Here is a 17,450-nt window from a genome sequence, read left to right on the forward strand (position 1 = left end):
CTCCGTCGGGGCGGGCGAGATCGCCTTTGAGCCGGCTTCCCGATTGTGCGGTCGGATCGGCCGGGGGCCGATCGCACCGCACAATCGGGAAGCCGGCGCGATCTCGCGGGTAGGGTCGGCGGAGTGTGCTCGCCCAGTCCGTCCCGGAACGGCCGCTAGGTTGGCGGGGTGGGGTGGAACCTGGGCGAGCTCATCACGAAGTACGACGTGCCGGGCGCGCAGGTGGCGGTGCTGGCCGGCGGAAAGATCAGGGACGAGGCCGCGGGCGTGCTGAGCCTGCGCACGGGAGTCGAGGCCACGACGGACTCGGTGTTCAAGATCGGCTCGATCACCAAGATCTGGACCGCGACCCTGGTCCGGCAACTGGTGAACGAGGGCGTGCTGGATCTCGACCATCCCGTTCGCGAGTACGTGCCCGGTTTCCGGCTGAGCGACCCGGCCGCCACCGCGTCACTGACCGCCCGCCACCTGCTCACCCACACCGGCGGCCTCGACGGCAACCACTACGTCGATGCCGGTCGCAACGACGACGCCATCGAGAAGTTCGTCGCCGCTCTGGCCGACGCGCACCAGCTCCTCCCGCCGGGCGCCCTCTTCTCCTACTCCAACAGCGGGTACGCGCTGCTCGGCCGGCTCGTGGAAGTGTTGCGCGGCAAGCCCTTCCACGCCGCATTGCGCGATCACCTCGTGACACCGCTGGGCCTGCGGACCGTCGCCACCGACCCGTACGAGGCGATCCTGCACCGCGCCGCGGTCGGCCACGTCGAGGCCGGCGGACAGCTCGTGCCCACCCCGTCGTGGGCGGTCCGCTACCACTGCGTGCCCAGCGGCTCGCACCTCGCGATGAGTGCCCGCGACCTGCTGGAGTTCGTCCGCCTGCACCTCACCGACGAGACGCTCGCGGCCCTGCGCGAACCCCAGCTCGAGTCCGTCCCGGACTTCGGTGGCGGCATCCTCGGCTGGGGGCTCGGCTGGATGCTCTACCAGGACGGCGTGCTCGGCCACACCGGCGTCTCCAAAGGACAGAAGGCGTTCCTGCGCGTCGTCCCCTCGGCCGGCGTCGCGGTGGTGGTGCTGACCAACAGCGCGGGCAGTGAGCCACTGGCGCACGAGATCTTCAGTATGGTGCTCGGGGAGCTCGCCGGCGTCGGGACGGCACCGCTTTCCGTGCCGCCCGCGAACCCCGCTCCGATCGACGCGGACCGCATGTGCGGCACGTACCGCACCACGCTGTACGACATCGCCCTCACCGCCGAGAACGGCCGCTCGTCCCTCACCTACCGCCCCCGAAACGAGCGCGCCGCGACCCTCCTCGGCAAGCGCGAGAATCGCGTCGAGGTCGTCCGCCTCGGCGACAGCACGATCATCACGCTCGAGCCGAAGTTCGACGGCCACCAGGTCCTGTCCCTGGTCGGCTCGGACGAGCACGGCCGCGCCCGCTTCCTGCACAACGGAGCTGCCGCCTCCCGGATTGCCTGATCATCAAGAGTCGTCGGCTTCCAACCCGTCGCGATCGGCCCATTCGAGCAGGGGCTCCAGTGAGAACACCGCGTCGTCGATGCCCCCGTGGAGGTCACCCAGCTCGGCGAAGCGCGCGGGCACTGTGGCGATGGTGCACTCGCGCGGCTCGACGTCGTCGACCTCGTCCCAGCGGATGGGCGTCGACACGGTGCCCTCCGGCACGCCGCGCACGGAGTACGCGCTGGCGATCGTGTGGTCACGCGCGTTCTGGTTGTAATCCACGAATAGCTTCTTCGGATCGCGGTCTTTGCGCCACCACGTGGTCGTCACCTCGTCTGGCGCGCGCCGCTCCACCTCGCGCGCGAAGGCCAGCGCCGCGCGGCGCACGTCGGCGAAGCCCCAGCGGGGTTCGATGCGCACGTAGACGTGCAGCCCGCTCCCGCCGGAGGTTTTCGGCCAGCCGACGGCGCCGAGCTCGTCCAGCACCTCGTGGACGACGCGCGCGACGCTGCGGACCGTGTCGAAGGGACAGTCGGGCATCGGGTCGAGGTCGATCCGCCACTCGTCAGGCTTTTCCGTGTCCGCGCGACGCGAGTTCCACGGGTGGAACTCCACAGTGGACATCTGCACCGCCCACGCGACGTGCGCCGCCTCCGTCACGCACAGCTCGTCGGCGTAGCGGCCGTAGCGAGGGAAGTGCACCCGCACGGTCTCCAGCCACGGCGGCGCGCCGTTCGGCACGCGCTTCTGGTGCACCTTCTCCCCCGCGACGCCTGAAGGGAACCGGTGCAGCATGCACGGACGCTCCCGCAGGGCGCGCACGATGCCCTCGCCGACCGAGAGGTAGTAGTTCACCAGGTCCAGCTTCGTCTCGCCCCGGGCCGGGAAGTACACCCGGTCCGGGTTGGAGATGCGCACCATGCGGTCCCCGACCGCGACCCCCACCGCCGAGTCTTTCGCCATGCCGTGACGGTAACCGCTGCGGGGCGCGGGCGCGATCAGATCCGCACGAGCCGCACCCAGCCGTTGCCCGTCGCCGGTGAGGACAGGTGCCACGTGTCCGGCCCGGAGATCGGCGTCCAGCTCCAGTCGAGGCGGTAGTCCACGGGCCGGGGCCGGCGGGCGCGGTCGAGCCAGTGGTAGTCCAGCCGCAGCAGGAGTCCGCCGACCGGTCCCGCCGCAGCGATGCGCTGCGCCACCAGCGGGACGACGCGGCCCTGGTCGGCGAACGTGTCGACCATCGCGCACTCGCAGAAGTACGCGAGGGTGCCGATCTCGGGCGGGGCCGCCACCGTCGCGTCGCCGACCCGCGCGCCGATTTCCCGGCCGACACGGGCGTAGTCCGCCGCCGTGGCCCAGTTGCCGAAGATCGGCGGCGCCGTCCAGGGCACCCCGCGGTGCACGTCGAGGTATCCGGCCGGCAGCACCGCGAGCGCCAACGCCAGGCTCGCCACGGCCACCCGGAACGCGCCGCCGCGGGCCAGCCACCCGGCTGCGACCACGAACACGACCGTGAGCGCGACGATCGGCGCCACGTAGTACCACTGGTAGGGCGGCACGCCGAGCAGCGAGTACGCACCGTAGTACGCCAGCCCTCCCACACCCAGCACGCCCACCGGTCCGAACCGCGCGGCCTGTTCCCGGCGCACCACGAGCCACCCCAGCCAGCCGAGCAGCGCCACCAGCCCGCCGGCAGCCGGGGCGAACGCCACCAGCGTCGCCTTCCAGCGCTTCGGGTCGAGGTAGTACTCCGGCCCGTTGCCGTAGGTGTACTCGCCGAACGCGCCCTGCGTCGTCTTGATCAGGAAGGTGTCGGGGATCGCCGAGCCGAGTGCGAGCCAGCTGAAGACGAACCACGGCAGGCACACCGCGAGCGCCACGCCCACCACGGGCAGCAGCCGGCCCCGCAGCGCCCCGACCCCCAGCGCGAACAGCACCACGAAGACCACCAGATCCAGCCGCACCAGCACCGCGAGCCCGGCCACCACGCCGAACCCGATCGCCCGGCCTTCCAGCGCGTACGCCGTGAGCAGGACCAGCGCCGCCGAAATCAGGTGCACCTCCAGCCCGGTCGCCGACAAAACGAACGGGTTGACCAGGATCGCCGCCGTCCCCGCCACAGCCGTGAAAAACGGCAGCCGCAGCGCCCGGGTGATGCGCGCGAACCCCCAGCCCACGGCCGTCATCTCCGCCACGAACACGAGTCCCGCGCCGGCCACCGGGTGGACCTGGCCGCCCGCGACCCGCGTGAGCGTGCCGCCGAGCGCGAGCAGCAGGACGTTCAGCGGCGAAGTCGCCGAGTTCGCCGTCTCGGCCTCGACCAGTCCCCAGTGGAAATGCTCGGCGAGGTTGCGCGCGTACCCGAGTGTGATGAACGAATCGTCGATCAGGCTTCCCTTGACGCCGAGGAACACCACGGCGGAGACCACGGCCACCGTGGCCGGCCACAGCACTGCCCGGCCACGGCCTCGTCTCGCGGGCTGCCCCGGCTCGGCCGGGAGACGCGCGGGAGCCACGGCCCGGCCCACGTCAGGTCCCGTCGCCGCGCACGAGGTAGAGCACCTGCTCGCCGGCCCACGGCGACGCGATCCGCCACTTTGCCAGCACGTTCGCCGGTGCGGCCGCGCCGACCGGGGTCGGGACCAGCGCGTACTCGGGCTTCACGGCCACCGCTCCGTAGTCGAAGTAGCGGAAGTTGAGGTCGACGAGCTTGCGGCCGAACGACCCCATCGTCGCCTCGCGCTTCGCGATCGCCGGGCCGACCGCGCCGCGGTCGTCGAACAGGTCCACGATCGAGCAGCCGCAGCTGTACGCGAGCACGCCGATCTCGCCGCCACTGCGCACCGTGCCGGTACCGACGAGCCGGCCCAGCTCCGGCCCGATTCGCTCGTACTGGCCGGTGGTGGTGTGGTTGGACATGATCGGCGCGAACGGCCGCGGCAGCCCACCCCAGGCGTAGAACGCCGCGCTCACGACCACGAGCCCGACCGCCGCCAGTACCGCGGGCGCCCCGGCCGCCCAGCGGGCCACCGCCGGTGCGCACCCGGCCACGGCGGCGACCGCTGCGGCGAAGAAGAGCGTGGTCACGGCGATGCTCGGCGCGTAGTACCAGTGATAAGGCGGTACGTGCAGCCGCGAGTACGCCAGGTAGTGCACGACCCCAGCGAGCACCAGGGCCGCGAACGGCAGCAGCGTCCTCGCCGCGGGGCCGCGCCGCACCAGCGTGAGGAGCCACACCGCGAAAGCCACCACGCCCAGCGCCGCCGGGAGGAACGAAAGCCACGTCGCCCCAGGGAAAACGCTCTCGTACAGCGCCGGGCCGTTCGAGAACCCGTAGGCGCCCCAGGACTTCTGCAGCGTTTTGATGATCAGCGTGTCCGGCACCGCGGAACCGAGCACGAACCAGCTGACCACGAACCACGGCAGCGCGACGACCACCGCCGCCAGCACCGACTTGCCGAGCCCGGCCCAGAACCGCGCCCGCAGGAGGACCACCACGATCGCGATCAGCACCAGGTCCACCCGGATGAGCACGAGCACGCCGGTGGCCACGCCGACGAGCACCGGCCGCCGCTCGGCCGAGAACACCAGCAGGCACACCACCGTCGCCACGCCGAACTCGACCTCGAGCCCGATCGACGAGATCAGCAGCGGGTTCACGGTGAGCAGCGCGACGGCCAGCGGCGAGAACCACCGCGGCAGGCCCGCGCGGTCACCCAGGCGGGCCAGGCCGACGGCGATCACAACCTGGCACAGCACGTACAGGATCGCCGCGGCCGGCACGGCGTCGCGCACCACCAGCGTCAGCCCGGCCAGCACCAGCACGCTCAAGGGCGAGGTCGCCGTGTTCGACGTGCCCAGCTCGATCAGGCCCCAGTGCCCGTGGAACGCGAGGTTGCGGGCGTAGGAGAGCGTGATGAAGGTGTCGTCGATCAGGTGGTTGCGGAACAAGGCGAACGCGCCGGCCGAGAGCACGGCGACCACGAGCGCGAGCACGCCGTGGCGGCGTGGTGCCGGTCCGGCGTCCTCGACGTCGCCGGGTGCGGTGGTGCTGGTCGATGCCACGCGGACTCCTCGTCGGGAGGGGTCGGGCAGGGTCTCAGCGCGCGGGCTCCAGCGTGAAGTGCCCGATGCCCTTGGCGGCCGAGTACACCGTCCACGAGTCGGGTCCCGAAGCCGGGCCCTTGCCGTAAAGAAGCCGGTAGTCTACCTGGCGCGGCGGCTGATTCCGGTCGAACCAGTGGTAGTTGATGCGCAGGCCGAGCCGCGAGACGGCCCCGTCCTCCGCGATCCGCTTGCGCACGATCGACGCGACCTGGCTGCGGTCGGAGAACACGTCGAGGATCTGGCAGTCGCAGTAGTAGGCGAGCGTGCCGATCTCCCCCGGCCCCGCCACTGACGCGCCGTTGAGCCGCTGCCCGAGTTCGCGGCCCACCCGGGCGTAGTCGGTCGAGCTAGCCCAGTTGCCGAAGATGACCGGCGAGGACCACGGCACGCCCTGCGCGAGGTCGATCGACACCATGCCGAGCGCGGTCACCCAGGCCAGGCCCAGCGCCGTGAGCGGTGCGGCTTTGCGCAGCCCCGGCCGCCGGCCGGACTCCGCGAGCCAGATGCCGGTCATGAGCACGGCAAACGACCCGATCGTGGTCGTCGGCGTCACGTAGTACCAGTGGTACGGGCCGACGCCGAGCGTCGAGTACACGATGTAGTAGACGACGCCGCCCAGGCCGAGCCCAACGACCGGCGCGAGAGCCGGGAAGTCGTCCCAGCGACGCGCGAAACGCAGCCCGAGCCAGGCCAGCAGGACCACGGTGCCCGCGACCGCCGCCGCGAACGTGAAGATCACCGTCACTGGCTGGTACAGGAAGTACATCACCGGGCCGCTGAAGTAGCCCCAAGCGCCGAAGAGGCCTTCCTGGTCCTGCTTGATGACCAGGGTGTCGGGGATGAACGAGCCGAGCGCGAACCAGCTGAACAGGAACCACGGCGCGGCGACCAGCACGGCCGTGCCGAACGCGCGCCAGAAGTGCTGCCGGATGGCGCGCGTGCTGAACGTGATGATGAGGACGAACACGACCAGGTCGAGGCGGGTGAGCACCGTCAGCGCCGCGAACACCCCGAACAGGGCCGGCCGGCCCTCGACGGCGAACACCGTGAGCCACAGGAGGATCGCCGGCACCAGCAGGACCTCGAGGCCCGTGGCCGAGAGCAGGAACGGGTTCACGACCACGATCACCACGCCGAGCAGGCCGACCCACGTCGCGAGCCCGAACGAGCGCGCCAGGCGCTGCCACGCCCAGCCGATGGCGGCGGATGAGAGCACGGTGAGCGCGCCCAGCGCGACCACCGGGTGAGCCGCGCCGCTGATGCGCGTGACGAGCGTGAGGAGCCCGAGCAACAAGACGTCGAGCGGCGAGGTCGCCGAGTTCGCCGTGATGCCCGGCACCAGCGACCACTCGCCGTGGAGCGCGAGGTTCTTGGCGTAGGCGAGGGTGATGTACCCGTCGTCGGTCAGGCTCCCCCGCACGAGGAAGAACGACAACAGGCCCAGGATGGCCGCGGCCCAGGGCAGCCAACGGAAGCGCACGGAGCGTGACCGTACGGCACTCCTGGATCGGGGCTCGACACGGCTGTCCGCATCTTCCGGGATCGTGACCACTGACTCATCCACCGACATGGTCCGGGAACAATAGGGGGTATTCGTTCCGGCGATGTTAACGCCCCGCCCGTAACGTCCCGGTTCTTTCAGACCAGAGCGTGGCGGCCCGTGCGCTCAGCGTCAGCGCTCTGGTCGAGCATGCGCGCGGCGACGCGGCCGATCGCGGCGTCGAGCTCGGCGCGGTCGCCGGTGCCCCAGTCGGCGAGCCGCTCGGCCAGCCAGTCGCGCCAGGCGCGCACGAGCTTGCCGAACTCCTCGCGCCCGGCCGCGGTGAGCGCCCAGCTCCCGCCGGAGAACCTGAGGTACCCGGTGAGCTCCAGCCGCGCGAACGCGGGTTCCAGTACCTGTGGGGGCACGCCGTAGTGCTGCCCGATCGCCGTGAGCGTCGCCGGTTCGCCACGGCGTTCACGCAGGTGGACCTGCACGAGGCACCACAGGCCGCCGTGGTCGAGCTCGGAACCGGAGCGCGCCGCGATGGCGGGCGCGACCTTGCGCCGCTCGCGAAAGAAGAGCGTGGCGACAGCCCGTTCCAGCTCGCGATCGTGGTCACGCGCCTCGGGCATCGCGAACCCGTCGCCGAGGTCGGGCGCGGCCGCCCTGGACGTGTCCCGCAGCGGCACTTCCTTCAGGAAGAACGCCAGCGCCAGCGCGACGAGGCCCACCGGAGCGGCCGACAAGAACACCACATGCAGTGAATCGCTGTACGCGGCGATCACGGGCTGTGACACCGCCGGGGGAAGCTGGTGCAACGCCTGCGGCACCTGCGTCGCCCGCGGATCGACTCCCGGCGGCAGGGGGTGCGCCGCGAGAGCGTGGGCCAGGTTCGGGCCGAGCTGGTTGGCGTAGACCGTGCCGAAGATCGCCGCGCCGAACGAGCTGCCGATCGACCGCAGGAACGTGACACCGGACGTCGCGACGCCGAGGTCGCGGTAGTCGACCGTGTTCTGCACGGCGATGGTGAGGACCTGCATGCCGAGGCCGATCCCGAGACCCAGCACCGCCATGTACAGCGCCGACTCCCAGAACCCGGTGTCCGGGCCCAGGCGCGAGAGCAGGTAGAGCCCGGCCGTCATCAAGGCGGAGCCCACCAGCGGGAAGATCTTGTACCGGCCGGTGCGGCTCACGAGGTTGCCCGACAGGATCGACGCGAACAGCAGCGCCAGCACCATGGGCAGCAGCCGCACCCCGGACGACGTCGCCGAGACGCCTTGCACGTACTGCATGTACGTGGGCAGGTAGGACAGCGCCCCGAGCATCGCGAAGCCGACGACGAAGCTCATGATCCCGGCCACGGTGAACACGGGGTTGCGGAACAGCCGCATCGGCAGCATCGGTTCTTTCGCCCGGAGCTCCACCAGTACGAAGAGCCCGAGCAGCACGATCGAGCCGATCGCCATCCCGATGATCGTCGGCGAGCCCCACGCGTAGGTGGTGCCGCCCCAGCTCGTGACGAGCGTCAGCCCGGTGGCGGCGAGGCCGATGAGCAGGATGCCGAGGTAGTCGATCACGGGCTTGAGGGCGGCCCGCGCGTTGGGCATCGCGGACGCGGCCACGATGAGCACCACGACGACCAGCGGGATGTTCACGTAGAACGCCCAGCGCCACGACAGGTGGTCCACGAAGAAGCCGCCGAGCATCGGCCCGGCCACGGTCACCACGCCGAACACCGAGCCGAGCGCGCCCTGGTACTTGCCGCGCTCGCGCAGCGGCACGACGTCGGCGATGAGCGCCGTCGAGGTCACCATGAGGCCACCGCCGCCCAGCCCCTGCACGGCCCGCCACACGATGAGCCACACCAAGCTGTCGGCGAAGCCGCAGAAGAAGGACCCGACCCCGAAGATCACGACCGACAGCTGGAACATCAGCTTGCGCCCGAACAGATCGCCGAGCTTGCCGACGACCACGGTCATGATTGTCTCGGCCAGCAGGTACGCGGTGACGACCCACGACAGGTGCCCCGCCCCGCCGAGGTCACCCACGATCGTGGGCAACGCCGTGCCCACGATCGTCTGGTCCAGCGCCGCGAGCAGCATGCCGAGCAGCACCGCGCTGAACACCGCGTTGATCTTCCGCCGCGACAACCCGGCCCCCAGCGCGGCCGGCTCCTCCTGCGTCACCTCGGCGGTGGCCGTCATGCGCCCTCCTCGTCACCCGCTCGGCGGTCGTTCCCGCGGGTCCACCGTAGGGCGAGGTGTCCACTGTGGATAGCCACTCGTTCCGGTGACGGGACCACCCGTGACGCGTCACATTGACCGGACGGGTGAGCGTGGCCAGAGTGTCCCTCGTGGACTACGTGGACGAACGCTCCGGCCGCCGCTACCCGCTCGACGCGCTGCGCTGGTGCGGGGACGACGGCGCGCCGCTCACTGTGGAAGCGCTGCCGGGCATCACGCGCGAGCAGGTGGACACCGCCACGCGGTCGCTGTGGCGCTACCGCGCCGCACTGCCGGGCGACCTGCGGCCGATCTCGCTCGGCGAGGGCTGCACGCCGCTGGTCGAGCGGCCGTGGCGCGGGCACGACACGCGGTTCAAGCTCGAGTGGTTCAGCCCCACCGGCAGCTTCAAGGACCGCGGCAGCAGCGTGATGCTCTCGGCGCTCGCCCAGGCCGGCGTGCGTGAGGTCCTCGAAGACAGCTCCGGCAACGGCGGTTCCTCGGTGTCGGCCTACGCGGCCGCCGCGGGCATCGCGGCCACGATCCTCGCGCCGGAGTCGACGTCGCCCGCGAAGATCCTGCAGAGCCGCGCGTACGGCGCGATCGTGGACCTCGTGCCGGGCACCCGCGACGCCACCGCCGCCGAAGCTCTGCGCCGATCCGGTGAAACCACCTACGCGAGCCACAACTGGCACCCGTTTTTCTTGCAGGGCACCAAAACACTCGCGTACGAGCTGTGGGAGGACTTCGGGTACACCGCGCCGGACACGGTCGTGACCGTGGCCGGCGCGGGCAGCATCGTCCTCGGCCTCGACCTAGGGTTCGGCGAGCTGCTCGCCTCCGGCGCGATCGCGAAGCGGCCGCGCCTGCTCGTCGCGCAGCCCGCGAACTGCGCGCCGATCGACGCCGCCTTCCGCGCCGGCGCCGACCACGCCGTGCCGACGCGGTTCGCGCCGACGATCGCCGAGGGCACCGCCATCCGCGAACCCGTCCGCCTCCCCGAGGTGCTCGCCGCGATCCGCCGCTCGGGCGGGGCGACGGTGGCGATCGCCGAGGACGAGATCGCCCGCGCCGCACGGGAGCTTCCGCGGATCGGCCTCTACGCCGAGCCGACCAGCGCCACCGCGGCGGCCGCCGTCGACGTCTTCCGCGCCGACGGCGTGCTCGCGCCCGGAGACAGGACCGCCGTCATCCTCACCGGCTCGGGGCTGAAGGCGGCCACCACGATGAGCACGCTCATCTGACCCCGCACCCGGTCAGCGGTCGTGACTGCGCCGGTCGTAGGAGACCGCGTAGATCGCGCTGCGGGCGGCCAGGATCGGGTCGTCGGACAGCTCGATGCCCTCGGTGAGCAGCGTGGGGTCGAAGACCTGGGAGTTCCAGTGCTTCTGGTCGGTGACCTCGGCGGTGATCGCCAGCCGGCCGGCCGTGATCTCCGTGCGGTCCTCGGGCCAGACCAGCGTGGCGTCGTTCGTCGGGTCGCCCGGCTCGCCGAGCTGCACCTTGAGCGTGAACTCGACCGGTCCGCGCGCCAGCCGCTCGCCGAGCTCTTCGGTGAGATGCTCGGCCGACCAGTCGCCGCCCTCGCCGGCGGCGAGCACGTGGTCGCCGGCCTCGGGCACCCAGCGGTAACGCACCGGGCGCAGGGAACCGTCGGCCGCGCGCCAGAAGAACGCGTGGATCGCCCAGTAGGTGGTGGTGCCGTAGCTGACCGGCGTGGGCAGCTGCGAGGCGGTGAACAGGCCCGGGCCCGCGCTCGGGTGCGCGCCCACGTGGGCCTGCACCTTGCCGAGGTCGGGCGCGCCGGTGGCGGGGTCGGGCTCGGCCGACTTGAGCAGCGCGAGGAAGTCCTCGGGCGTCGCGGCGATGAACCGGTCGAGGTTCACGCCGACGATGTCGGTGTTGCCGCCACCCGGGAGGTGGAACTTCACCGCGAGCCCGCGCACGGCCGTGCCGGCGTCGGGCAGATGCGGGTTGGTGTCGGTGTGGGAGAACCGCACGGTCGCGCGCACGGGCTCGCCCCGCAGGTGCGTCGCCGTGGTGAGGTCGGCGGCGACGCCGGACGGGACGAAAGTGGCGTCGTAGCAGACGCCCCGGGCGTGGGCCCGGCGGTAACCCGGGTAGGTGCCTTTCAGCTGCTCGATCTCGTCCACGATGGACACGGAGAGCTGGGACGCGGGCAGTTCGGTGGTCATGTCGCGAAGGTAACGGCCGTCGCGCGTGCACGCCCGCCGCATTACCCTCCCGGCCACGGAAGTGTTCCTGAAGTTCCCCGCGAACCTGAGAGATATTCCGAAATCCCGGTCGGCAGAATCGCCGCCCCGCGCGAGTCAAGTCTTGATCAAATCACCGGAAGAATGACGCCGCTGTCAAATCGAGGGAGCGTTTTCCCGAGATTTCCCCCGAGTGAGGTGTCGCACACCTTAAGTCTTCCTTGGTGTGCTTGGTCACGCGCGCCCGCACCGCTAGCGTCACGCAACCATGGATTCCACAGTGGTCGCCAGCGAAGGTGACAGCTACACGAAAGCACTGGGCAACCGCCAGGTGCAGATGATCGCGATCGGCGGCGCGATCGGTGTCGGCCTCTTCCTCGGGGCCGGCGGCAAGCTCCAGCAGGTCGGCCCGTCACTGGTGCTCTCCTACGCCATCTGCGGCATCGCCGCGTATTTCGTCATGCGCGCACTCGGTGAACTCGTCCTGCACGAACCGAGTTCGGGAAGTTTCGTCACCTACGCCCGCAAGTTCATCGGGCCGTGGGCCGGTTTCGTCTCCGGCTGGATGTACTGGGTCAACTGGGCGATGACCGGCATCGCCGAGATCACCGCCGTCGCGATCTACGTGCACAAGTGGCTGCCCGACGTGCCGCAGTGGATCACCGCGCTCGTCGCGCTCGGCGTGCTGATCGGCGTGAACCTGGTGAGCGTGAAGCTGTTCGGCGAGCTGGAGTTCTGGTTCTCCGTGGTGAAGGTGCTCGCGATCGTGGTCTTCCTGATCACGGCGATCGGGCTCGTGTTCGCGGGCGCGAACATCGGCGGCACGCCGGCCGGCGTGCACAACCTGACCGACCACGGCGGCTTCTTCCCCGCAGGCATCGGCATCGCGCTCATGACCCTGCAGGCCGTGATCTTCGCCTACTCCGCGATCGAGGTCGTCGGCATCGCGGCCGGCGAGACCAAGGACGCGCGCAAGGTACTGCCGAAGGCCATCAACGGCGTCGTCTGGCGCATCGGCGTCTTCTACGTCGGTTCGGTGCTGCTGCTGGCGATGCTGATGCCGTGGTCGTTCTACAGCGGCGCCGAAAGCCCGTTCGTCACCGTCTTCTCGCGCCTGGGCATCGGCGGCATCGGCGACGTGATGAACGCCGTGGTGCTCACCGCCGCGCTCTCGTCGTGCAACTCGGGTCTCTACTCGACCGGGCGCATCCTGCGGGCGCTGGCCGACCACGGCGAGGCGCCGAAGTTCGTGGGCCGCATGAACAGCCGTCACGTGCCCTACGGCGGCATCCTGTTCACGTCGATCGTCTACGTGCTCGGCGTGGTGCTGAACTACATCGTGCCGCAGGAGGCGTTCGACATCGCCATCGCGGTGGCCTCGCTCGGTGTGGTGGCCACGTGGGCCACGCTCATCTACTCGCAGATGCGGATGCGCCAGGCCGCGCTGCGCGGCGAGGTCGAGCGGCCGAGCTACCGCATGCCGGGCGCGCCCTACACCGGCTGGGCCACGCTCGGGTTCCTCCTGCTGGTGGTCGTGCTGATGGGCTTCTCCGACGGCGCCGAGAAGATCGCGTTCTACTCCATCCCCGTGCTCGCGATCGTCCTGGCGGTCGGCTGGAGGATCGTGTCGCGCCGGCGCGGCGTGCGCGTCGGCGACAACGCCTGAGCCCGGCACCGGGCCGCACCGCACACGCCGGGCCGGGCACCGTTCCCGGCCCGGCGTGTGCGGTGCGGGCATACTCGGATCCGGCGGCGTGGACGCGTCGCACGGCGGGAGGTCCGTGATGGTGTCGTCGGAAACGTCCCGGAAGGTGACGATCCACGACGTCGCCCGCAGCGCGGGGGTGTCGCGCCAGACCGTGTCGCGGGCGCTCAACGACAAAGCCGAGATCGACGGCACCACGAAACAGCGGGTGCTCGACGCGGCCCGTGAGCTCGGCTACCGGCCGAGCCGGTTCGCCCGCGGCCTCGTTCGGCAGGACACCACGACGATCGGGCTCGTGATCCCCGACCTGCTCAACCCGTTCTTCACCGAGGTCGCCGCCGCCGCGCTCGAGGCCGCGCGCGCCCGCGGCTGGCACGTGGTCGTGTACGACACCTCCGACAGCGCCGAGGAAGAGCTCGGCACGCTGCAGGTGATCGGTTCGCAGGTGGACGCCGTGGTCGGCTACTTCAGCCGGCCCGAGGACGAGCTCGACCGCTTCACCCGCGGCATCCCCGTGGTCCTCATCGGCCGCGAACACCACACGCCCCGGTTCAGCTCGATCCGGGTCGAAGGCGCGAACGGCGTGCAGGCCGCGATCACGCACCTCGTGCGGGCCGGACACCGGCGCATCGGCATGCTCGACCACGCAGGCCGCGCCGAACCGAGCGTCCGGCGCGACTGGTTCGCCGCCGCGGTCGCCGCGCACGGGCTCGAAGCCGAGGTCGTCGAGCGGGCCGCCCAGTCGGTGGACGGCGGGGCCGCGGCCCTGGAAGCGCTGCTGGCCGAGCACCCCGACGTGACGGCCGTGTTCACCTTCAACGACATCATCGCCATGGGCGCCCTGCGCGCCGCCCGCCGCCTCGGGCGCCGGGTGCCGGGCGACCTCGCCGTGGTCGGGTTCGACGGGCTCCAGCTCGGCACCGTCGTGGACCCGGCATTGACCAGCGTCGCCCTCGACACGCGCCGGCTGGGCGCCCTCGCGATCGACCAGGCCGCCCGCCTGCTTACCGGCGCGACTCCCCTGTCGGCCGACGAGCTCGTGATCCAGGCCGAGCTGCTGGTCCGCGAATCCGCCTGAGCCTCACCGCTTGACACCTCACGGCACCTCGCGCACACTTCCGGGCAATTCGTGAACGTTCACGGGAGCGTTCACGGAGCTTCCCGGAGGGTCCCCGATGACGTTGACTCGACGACGGTTCCTGACCGGCGCGGCGGCACTCGGCGCCTCGGCGTTCGGCGCAGTTGCCTGCACCAGTCCCACGACCGCCAACCCAGGGCGGATCACGCTCTGGTACACCTCGAACGGCCTGTCCGACGCCGTGCTCGGCGAGGCCGTGAAGCGGTTCGCCGCCGACAAGCTGACCCCTTCGCAGGTCAGCGGCGAGCTGAAACAGCGGCTGCTCGCCGCGCTGGCCGGCGAGGCCTACCTGCCCGACATCACCATGCTCGGCGACGACATCGCCACCTACTTCGCCGACACCGACCATTTCGTCGACCTGAACAGCCTCGGCGCGGACAATCTGCGCGACGAGTACCTGCCCTGGAAGTGGCAGGCGGGCACCAGTCCCGACGGCTTCCAGCTCGGGTTCCCCGTCGACGTCGGCCCGGCCGCCCTGTACTACCGCCACGACCTGTTCGCCCAGGCCGGCTTCCCCAGCGAGCCCGACGAGGTCGCGGCGGCCGTGTCCACATGGGACGACTACTTCGCGTTCAGCGCGCAGGTGCAGAAGAAGCTGCCCGGCCGTTACATGATCACCGACACCAAGACGGTGTTCACGTACTCGCTCGCGCAGGAACCGCGCAAGTACTTCGACCACGCCAACCACTACCTCGACGACCAGTCGCAGGTGCGCCGCGCGTGGGACCGGGCCGTGCAGGCGTTCCGGATGGGCCTGACCGCCGGGTACGCGGGTTCGCAGAGCGTCAACGGCCAGTCGATCGACCGCCACGCGGCCTGGAACAGCGGCAAGGAGCTCAGCTTCGTCAACGCCTCCTGGATCACCGGCGAGCTCAAGGAGTCGGCGCCAGGCACCTCGGGCAAGTGGCGCGTGTGCCGGCCGCCCGGCGGTGCGGGCAACCAGGGCGGTTCGTTCCTGGCGATCACGAAGTACTGCCCCGACCCGCACGCCGCGTTCGAGATCGTGAAGTGGCTGCAGTCGCCGCAGAACCAGCCGCAGACGTTCCTGGACTTGGGCCTCTTCCCGCCCAGTCCGTCGGCCTACGGGGACCCGCGGCTGCTCGCACCCGAGCCGTTCTTCGGCGGACAAGTGACGATGGACGTGTTCTCGAAGATCGCGCGGGAGGTCAAGCCCGTGTACTTCAGCCCCTGGGACATCACGATCAGCGACACCTTCACCGATGAACTGACCAATGTGGAGAGTGCGGGCAAGGACCCCGAGGACGCGTGGCAGGACGCCCGCGCTTCGGTGGAACGCCTGCTGCGCCGCCAGGGGGTGCTCTCGTGACCGCGATCCTGCCCGCCGAGACGGCCGGCGCTCGCCGCGCTCCGGTCCGCCACACTGCCGACGGCCGCCGCAAACAGTGGCGCTACCTGCCGCAGTACCTGGCCGTCGCACCGTTCTTCGTGCTGTTCGCGATCTTCGGGGTCTACCCGGTGCTGTACTCGCTCTATCTCGCGCTGCAGCGCTGGGACGGCGTCGGCCCGATGAAGTTCGTCGGGCTGGAGAACTTCGCGTTCCTGCTGTCGGACACCACGTTCTGGGACTCGATCGGCAACACCCTGATCATCTGGGTGGCCTCGACGGTCCCGATGACGGCGCTCGCGCTGCTCATCGCGGTCGGCCTCAACTCTTCGGTGCGGTACAAGGGTGTGCTGCGGGTCGCGTACTTCCTGCCCAACGTGACCTCGATCGTGGCGATGTCGCTGGTGTTCGGCTCGATCTTCTCCGACGAGTTCGGGATCCTGAACTGGTTCCTGGGCCTGTTCGGCATCGGCAACATCGACTGGCTGAGCGACCCGTGGGCCATCCGCGGCGCGATCTCGATCATGATCATCTGGCGCTGGACCGGCTACAACGCGATCATCTTCCTGGCCGGGCTGCAAGCGTTGCCACCGGACGTGTTCGAGGCGGCCCGCATCGACGGCGCCGGCCCGGTGCAGACGTTCTTCCGCATCACGCTGCCGCTGCTGCGGCCGGTGCTGCTGTTCTCCGTGGTGATGTCGGCGATCAACGGGCTGCAGATCTTCACCGAGTCGCAGGTGCTGCTCGGCAATCGCGGCGGCCCCGGCGGCGCGGGCATGACGATGGTCCTCTACTTCTACAACACGGCGTTCGCGGACAACGACTTCGGTTACGGCGCCGCGATCGCGTGGGGCATCTTCGTGGTCGTCGTCCTCTTCTCGATCCTCAACTGGCGGCTCGTGATGCGGCCCGAGCGCGGCCAGGTCCAGACCAAGGGAGCCGGCCGATGACGAGCAGACGGGCACGGGTGCTGACGCTGGTGGCACTGATCGTCGGCGGCCTGATCACCCTCTTCCCCTACTACTGGCTCGCCGTGATGGCGTCCAACACCACCGCCGACATCTACGCGACCCCGCCGCGGCTGACGTTCGGCGGGCACCTGTTCGCCAACATCGGCGAGGTGTTCGCGAAGATCGACTTCTTCGGCTCGCTGCTCAACACGCTGATCGTCGCCGTGGTCACCACGTTGCTGGTGCTGTTCTTCGACTCGCTGGCGGCGTTCACCTTCGCCAAGTACGACTTCCCGGGCAGCAGCGTGCTCTTCGGCATCCTGCTCGCAACGTTCGTGGTGCCCACGCAGCTCTCGGCGATCCCGCAGTTCACGTTGATGGCGAACTTCGGCTGGGTCGGCGACCTCAAGGCACTCATCATCCCGGCCGCCGCCAACGCGTTCGGCATCTTCTGGATGCGCCAGTACGCCCGCGGCGCCATTCCGGACGAGCTGCTGGAAGCGGCCCGGATGGACGGCGCGGGGTTCTTCCGCACGTACCTGTCGGTCGGGCTGCCGGTGCTGCGCCCGGCGCTCGCGTTCCTCGGCATCTTCACCTTCGTCAACGCCTGGAACGACTACCTGTGGCCGCTGGTCGTGCTGATCGACTCCAACCACGTGACGCTGCAGGTGGCGCTCTCGCAGCTGCAGGGTGTGTACGTGAAGGACTACAGCGTCGTGATGGCCGGGACGCTCGTCGCGATCGTGCCGCTGATCATCGTGTTCCTCTTCGGTGCCCGTCACTTCATCCGCAACATCGCCGCCGGCGCTCTCAAGGGCTGAAAGGA

The 17,450-nt window shown here is 70.3% G+C and carries 13 protein-coding genes; 7 read left to right on the forward strand and 6 right to left on the reverse strand.

All coding sequences use genetic code 11. The features are described from left to right. Positions 1 to 168: 168 nt before the first annotated feature. Positions 169 to 1,479, forward strand: coding sequence for a serine hydrolase domain-containing protein (locus AB0M56_RS19440; protein WP_364177798.1), 1,311 nt, complete (start codon positions 169 to 171; stop codon positions 1,477 to 1,479). Positions 1,480 to 1,482: 3 nt separating this feature from the next. Here the strand turns inward: AB0M56_RS19440 and ligD are convergent, their stop codons facing one another. The 5 genes from ligD to AB0M56_RS19465 form a co-directional block, all read right to left on the reverse strand. Continuing rightward, positions 1,483 to 2,424 (reverse strand): non-homologous end-joining DNA ligase, encoded by a 942-nt coding sequence (gene ligD / locus AB0M56_RS19445; RefSeq protein WP_364177800.1) that lies wholly within the window; start codon positions 2,422 to 2,424, stop codon positions 1,483 to 1,485. 35 nt (positions 2,425 to 2,459) lie between these two features. Beyond that, positions 2,460 to 3,914 carry a hypothetical protein gene (locus AB0M56_RS19450; RefSeq protein WP_364177803.1) on the reverse strand — a complete coding sequence of 485 codons (1,455 nt, stop codon included), beginning with the start codon at positions 3,912 to 3,914 and terminating at the stop codon, positions 2,460 to 2,462. A 76-nt stretch (positions 3,915 to 3,990) separates the two neighbouring features. Next, on the reverse strand, positions 3,991 to 5,526 hold the full coding sequence (locus AB0M56_RS19455) for a hypothetical protein (protein ID WP_364177806.1): 1,536 nt from the start codon (positions 5,524 to 5,526) through the stop codon (positions 3,991 to 3,993). 34 nt (positions 5,527 to 5,560) lie between these two features. Beyond that, positions 5,561 to 7,048: a hypothetical protein gene (locus AB0M56_RS19460; protein WP_364177809.1), complete on the reverse strand. Its 1,488-nt coding sequence runs from the start codon at positions 7,046 to 7,048 to the stop codon at positions 5,561 to 5,563. Positions 7,049 to 7,206: 158 nt separating this feature from the next. Further along, the gene (locus tag AB0M56_RS19465; RefSeq protein WP_364177812.1) at positions 7,207 to 9,255 is read right to left on the reverse strand and encodes an MDR family MFS transporter; all 2,049 of its coding nucleotides are present in this window, start codon (positions 9,253 to 9,255) and stop codon (positions 7,207 to 7,209) included. Positions 9,256 to 9,404: 149 nt separating this feature from the next. Here AB0M56_RS19465 and AB0M56_RS19470 point away from each other — a divergent pair, with 149 nt between their 5' ends. Next, positions 9,405 to 10,517 carry a pyridoxal-phosphate dependent enzyme gene (locus AB0M56_RS19470; RefSeq protein ID WP_364177815.1) on the forward strand — a complete coding sequence of 371 codons (1,113 nt, stop codon included), beginning with the start codon at positions 9,405 to 9,407 and terminating at the stop codon, positions 10,515 to 10,517. 12 nt (positions 10,518 to 10,529) lie between these two features. Here AB0M56_RS19470 and AB0M56_RS19475 read toward each other — a convergent pair whose 3' ends face one another. Then, on the reverse strand, positions 10,530 to 11,468 hold the full coding sequence (locus tag AB0M56_RS19475) for a catalase family peroxidase (protein ID WP_364177818.1): 939 nt from the start codon (positions 11,466 to 11,468) through the stop codon (positions 10,530 to 10,532). Between the two features lie 286 nt (positions 11,469 to 11,754). On the opposite strand from AB0M56_RS19475, the gene AB0M56_RS19480 reads away from it, so the two are divergent. The 5 genes from AB0M56_RS19480 to AB0M56_RS19500 all read left to right on the forward strand — a co-directional run bounded on the left by AB0M56_RS19480 (position 11,755) and on the right by AB0M56_RS19500 (position 17,445). Continuing rightward, positions 11,755 to 13,152 (forward strand): amino acid permease, encoded by a 1,398-nt coding sequence (locus tag AB0M56_RS19480; protein ID WP_364177821.1) that lies wholly within the window; start codon positions 11,755 to 11,757, stop codon positions 13,150 to 13,152. A 118-nt stretch (positions 13,153 to 13,270) separates the two neighbouring features. Then, on the forward strand, positions 13,271 to 14,269 hold the full coding sequence (locus AB0M56_RS19485) for a LacI family DNA-binding transcriptional regulator (RefSeq protein ID WP_364177824.1): 999 nt from the start codon (positions 13,271 to 13,273) through the stop codon (positions 14,267 to 14,269). A gap of 97 nt (positions 14,270 to 14,366) precedes the next feature. Continuing rightward, positions 14,367 to 15,656, forward strand: coding sequence for an ABC transporter substrate-binding protein (locus AB0M56_RS19490; RefSeq protein ID WP_364177827.1), 1,290 nt, complete (start codon positions 14,367 to 14,369; stop codon positions 15,654 to 15,656). Then, a complete protein-coding gene (locus tag AB0M56_RS19495; RefSeq protein ID WP_364177830.1) occupies positions 15,653 to 16,624 on the forward strand; it encodes a sugar ABC transporter permease in 972 nt (323 codons plus the stop codon). Before AB0M56_RS19490 ends, AB0M56_RS19495 begins: the two co-directional genes overlap by 4 nt. After that, complete coding sequence (locus tag AB0M56_RS19500) at positions 16,621 to 17,445, forward strand: carbohydrate ABC transporter permease (protein WP_364177833.1); 825 nt, start codon at positions 16,621 to 16,623, stop codon at positions 17,443 to 17,445. The genes AB0M56_RS19495 and AB0M56_RS19500 overlap by 4 nt, the downstream gene beginning before the upstream one ends. Positions 17,446 to 17,450 lie beyond the last annotated feature (5 nt).

The organism is Amycolatopsis sp. NPDC051372, assembly GCF_040682095.1.
In the GTDB taxonomy this organism is placed as follows: Bacteria; Actinomycetota; Actinomycetes; order Mycobacteriales; family Pseudonocardiaceae; genus Amycolatopsis.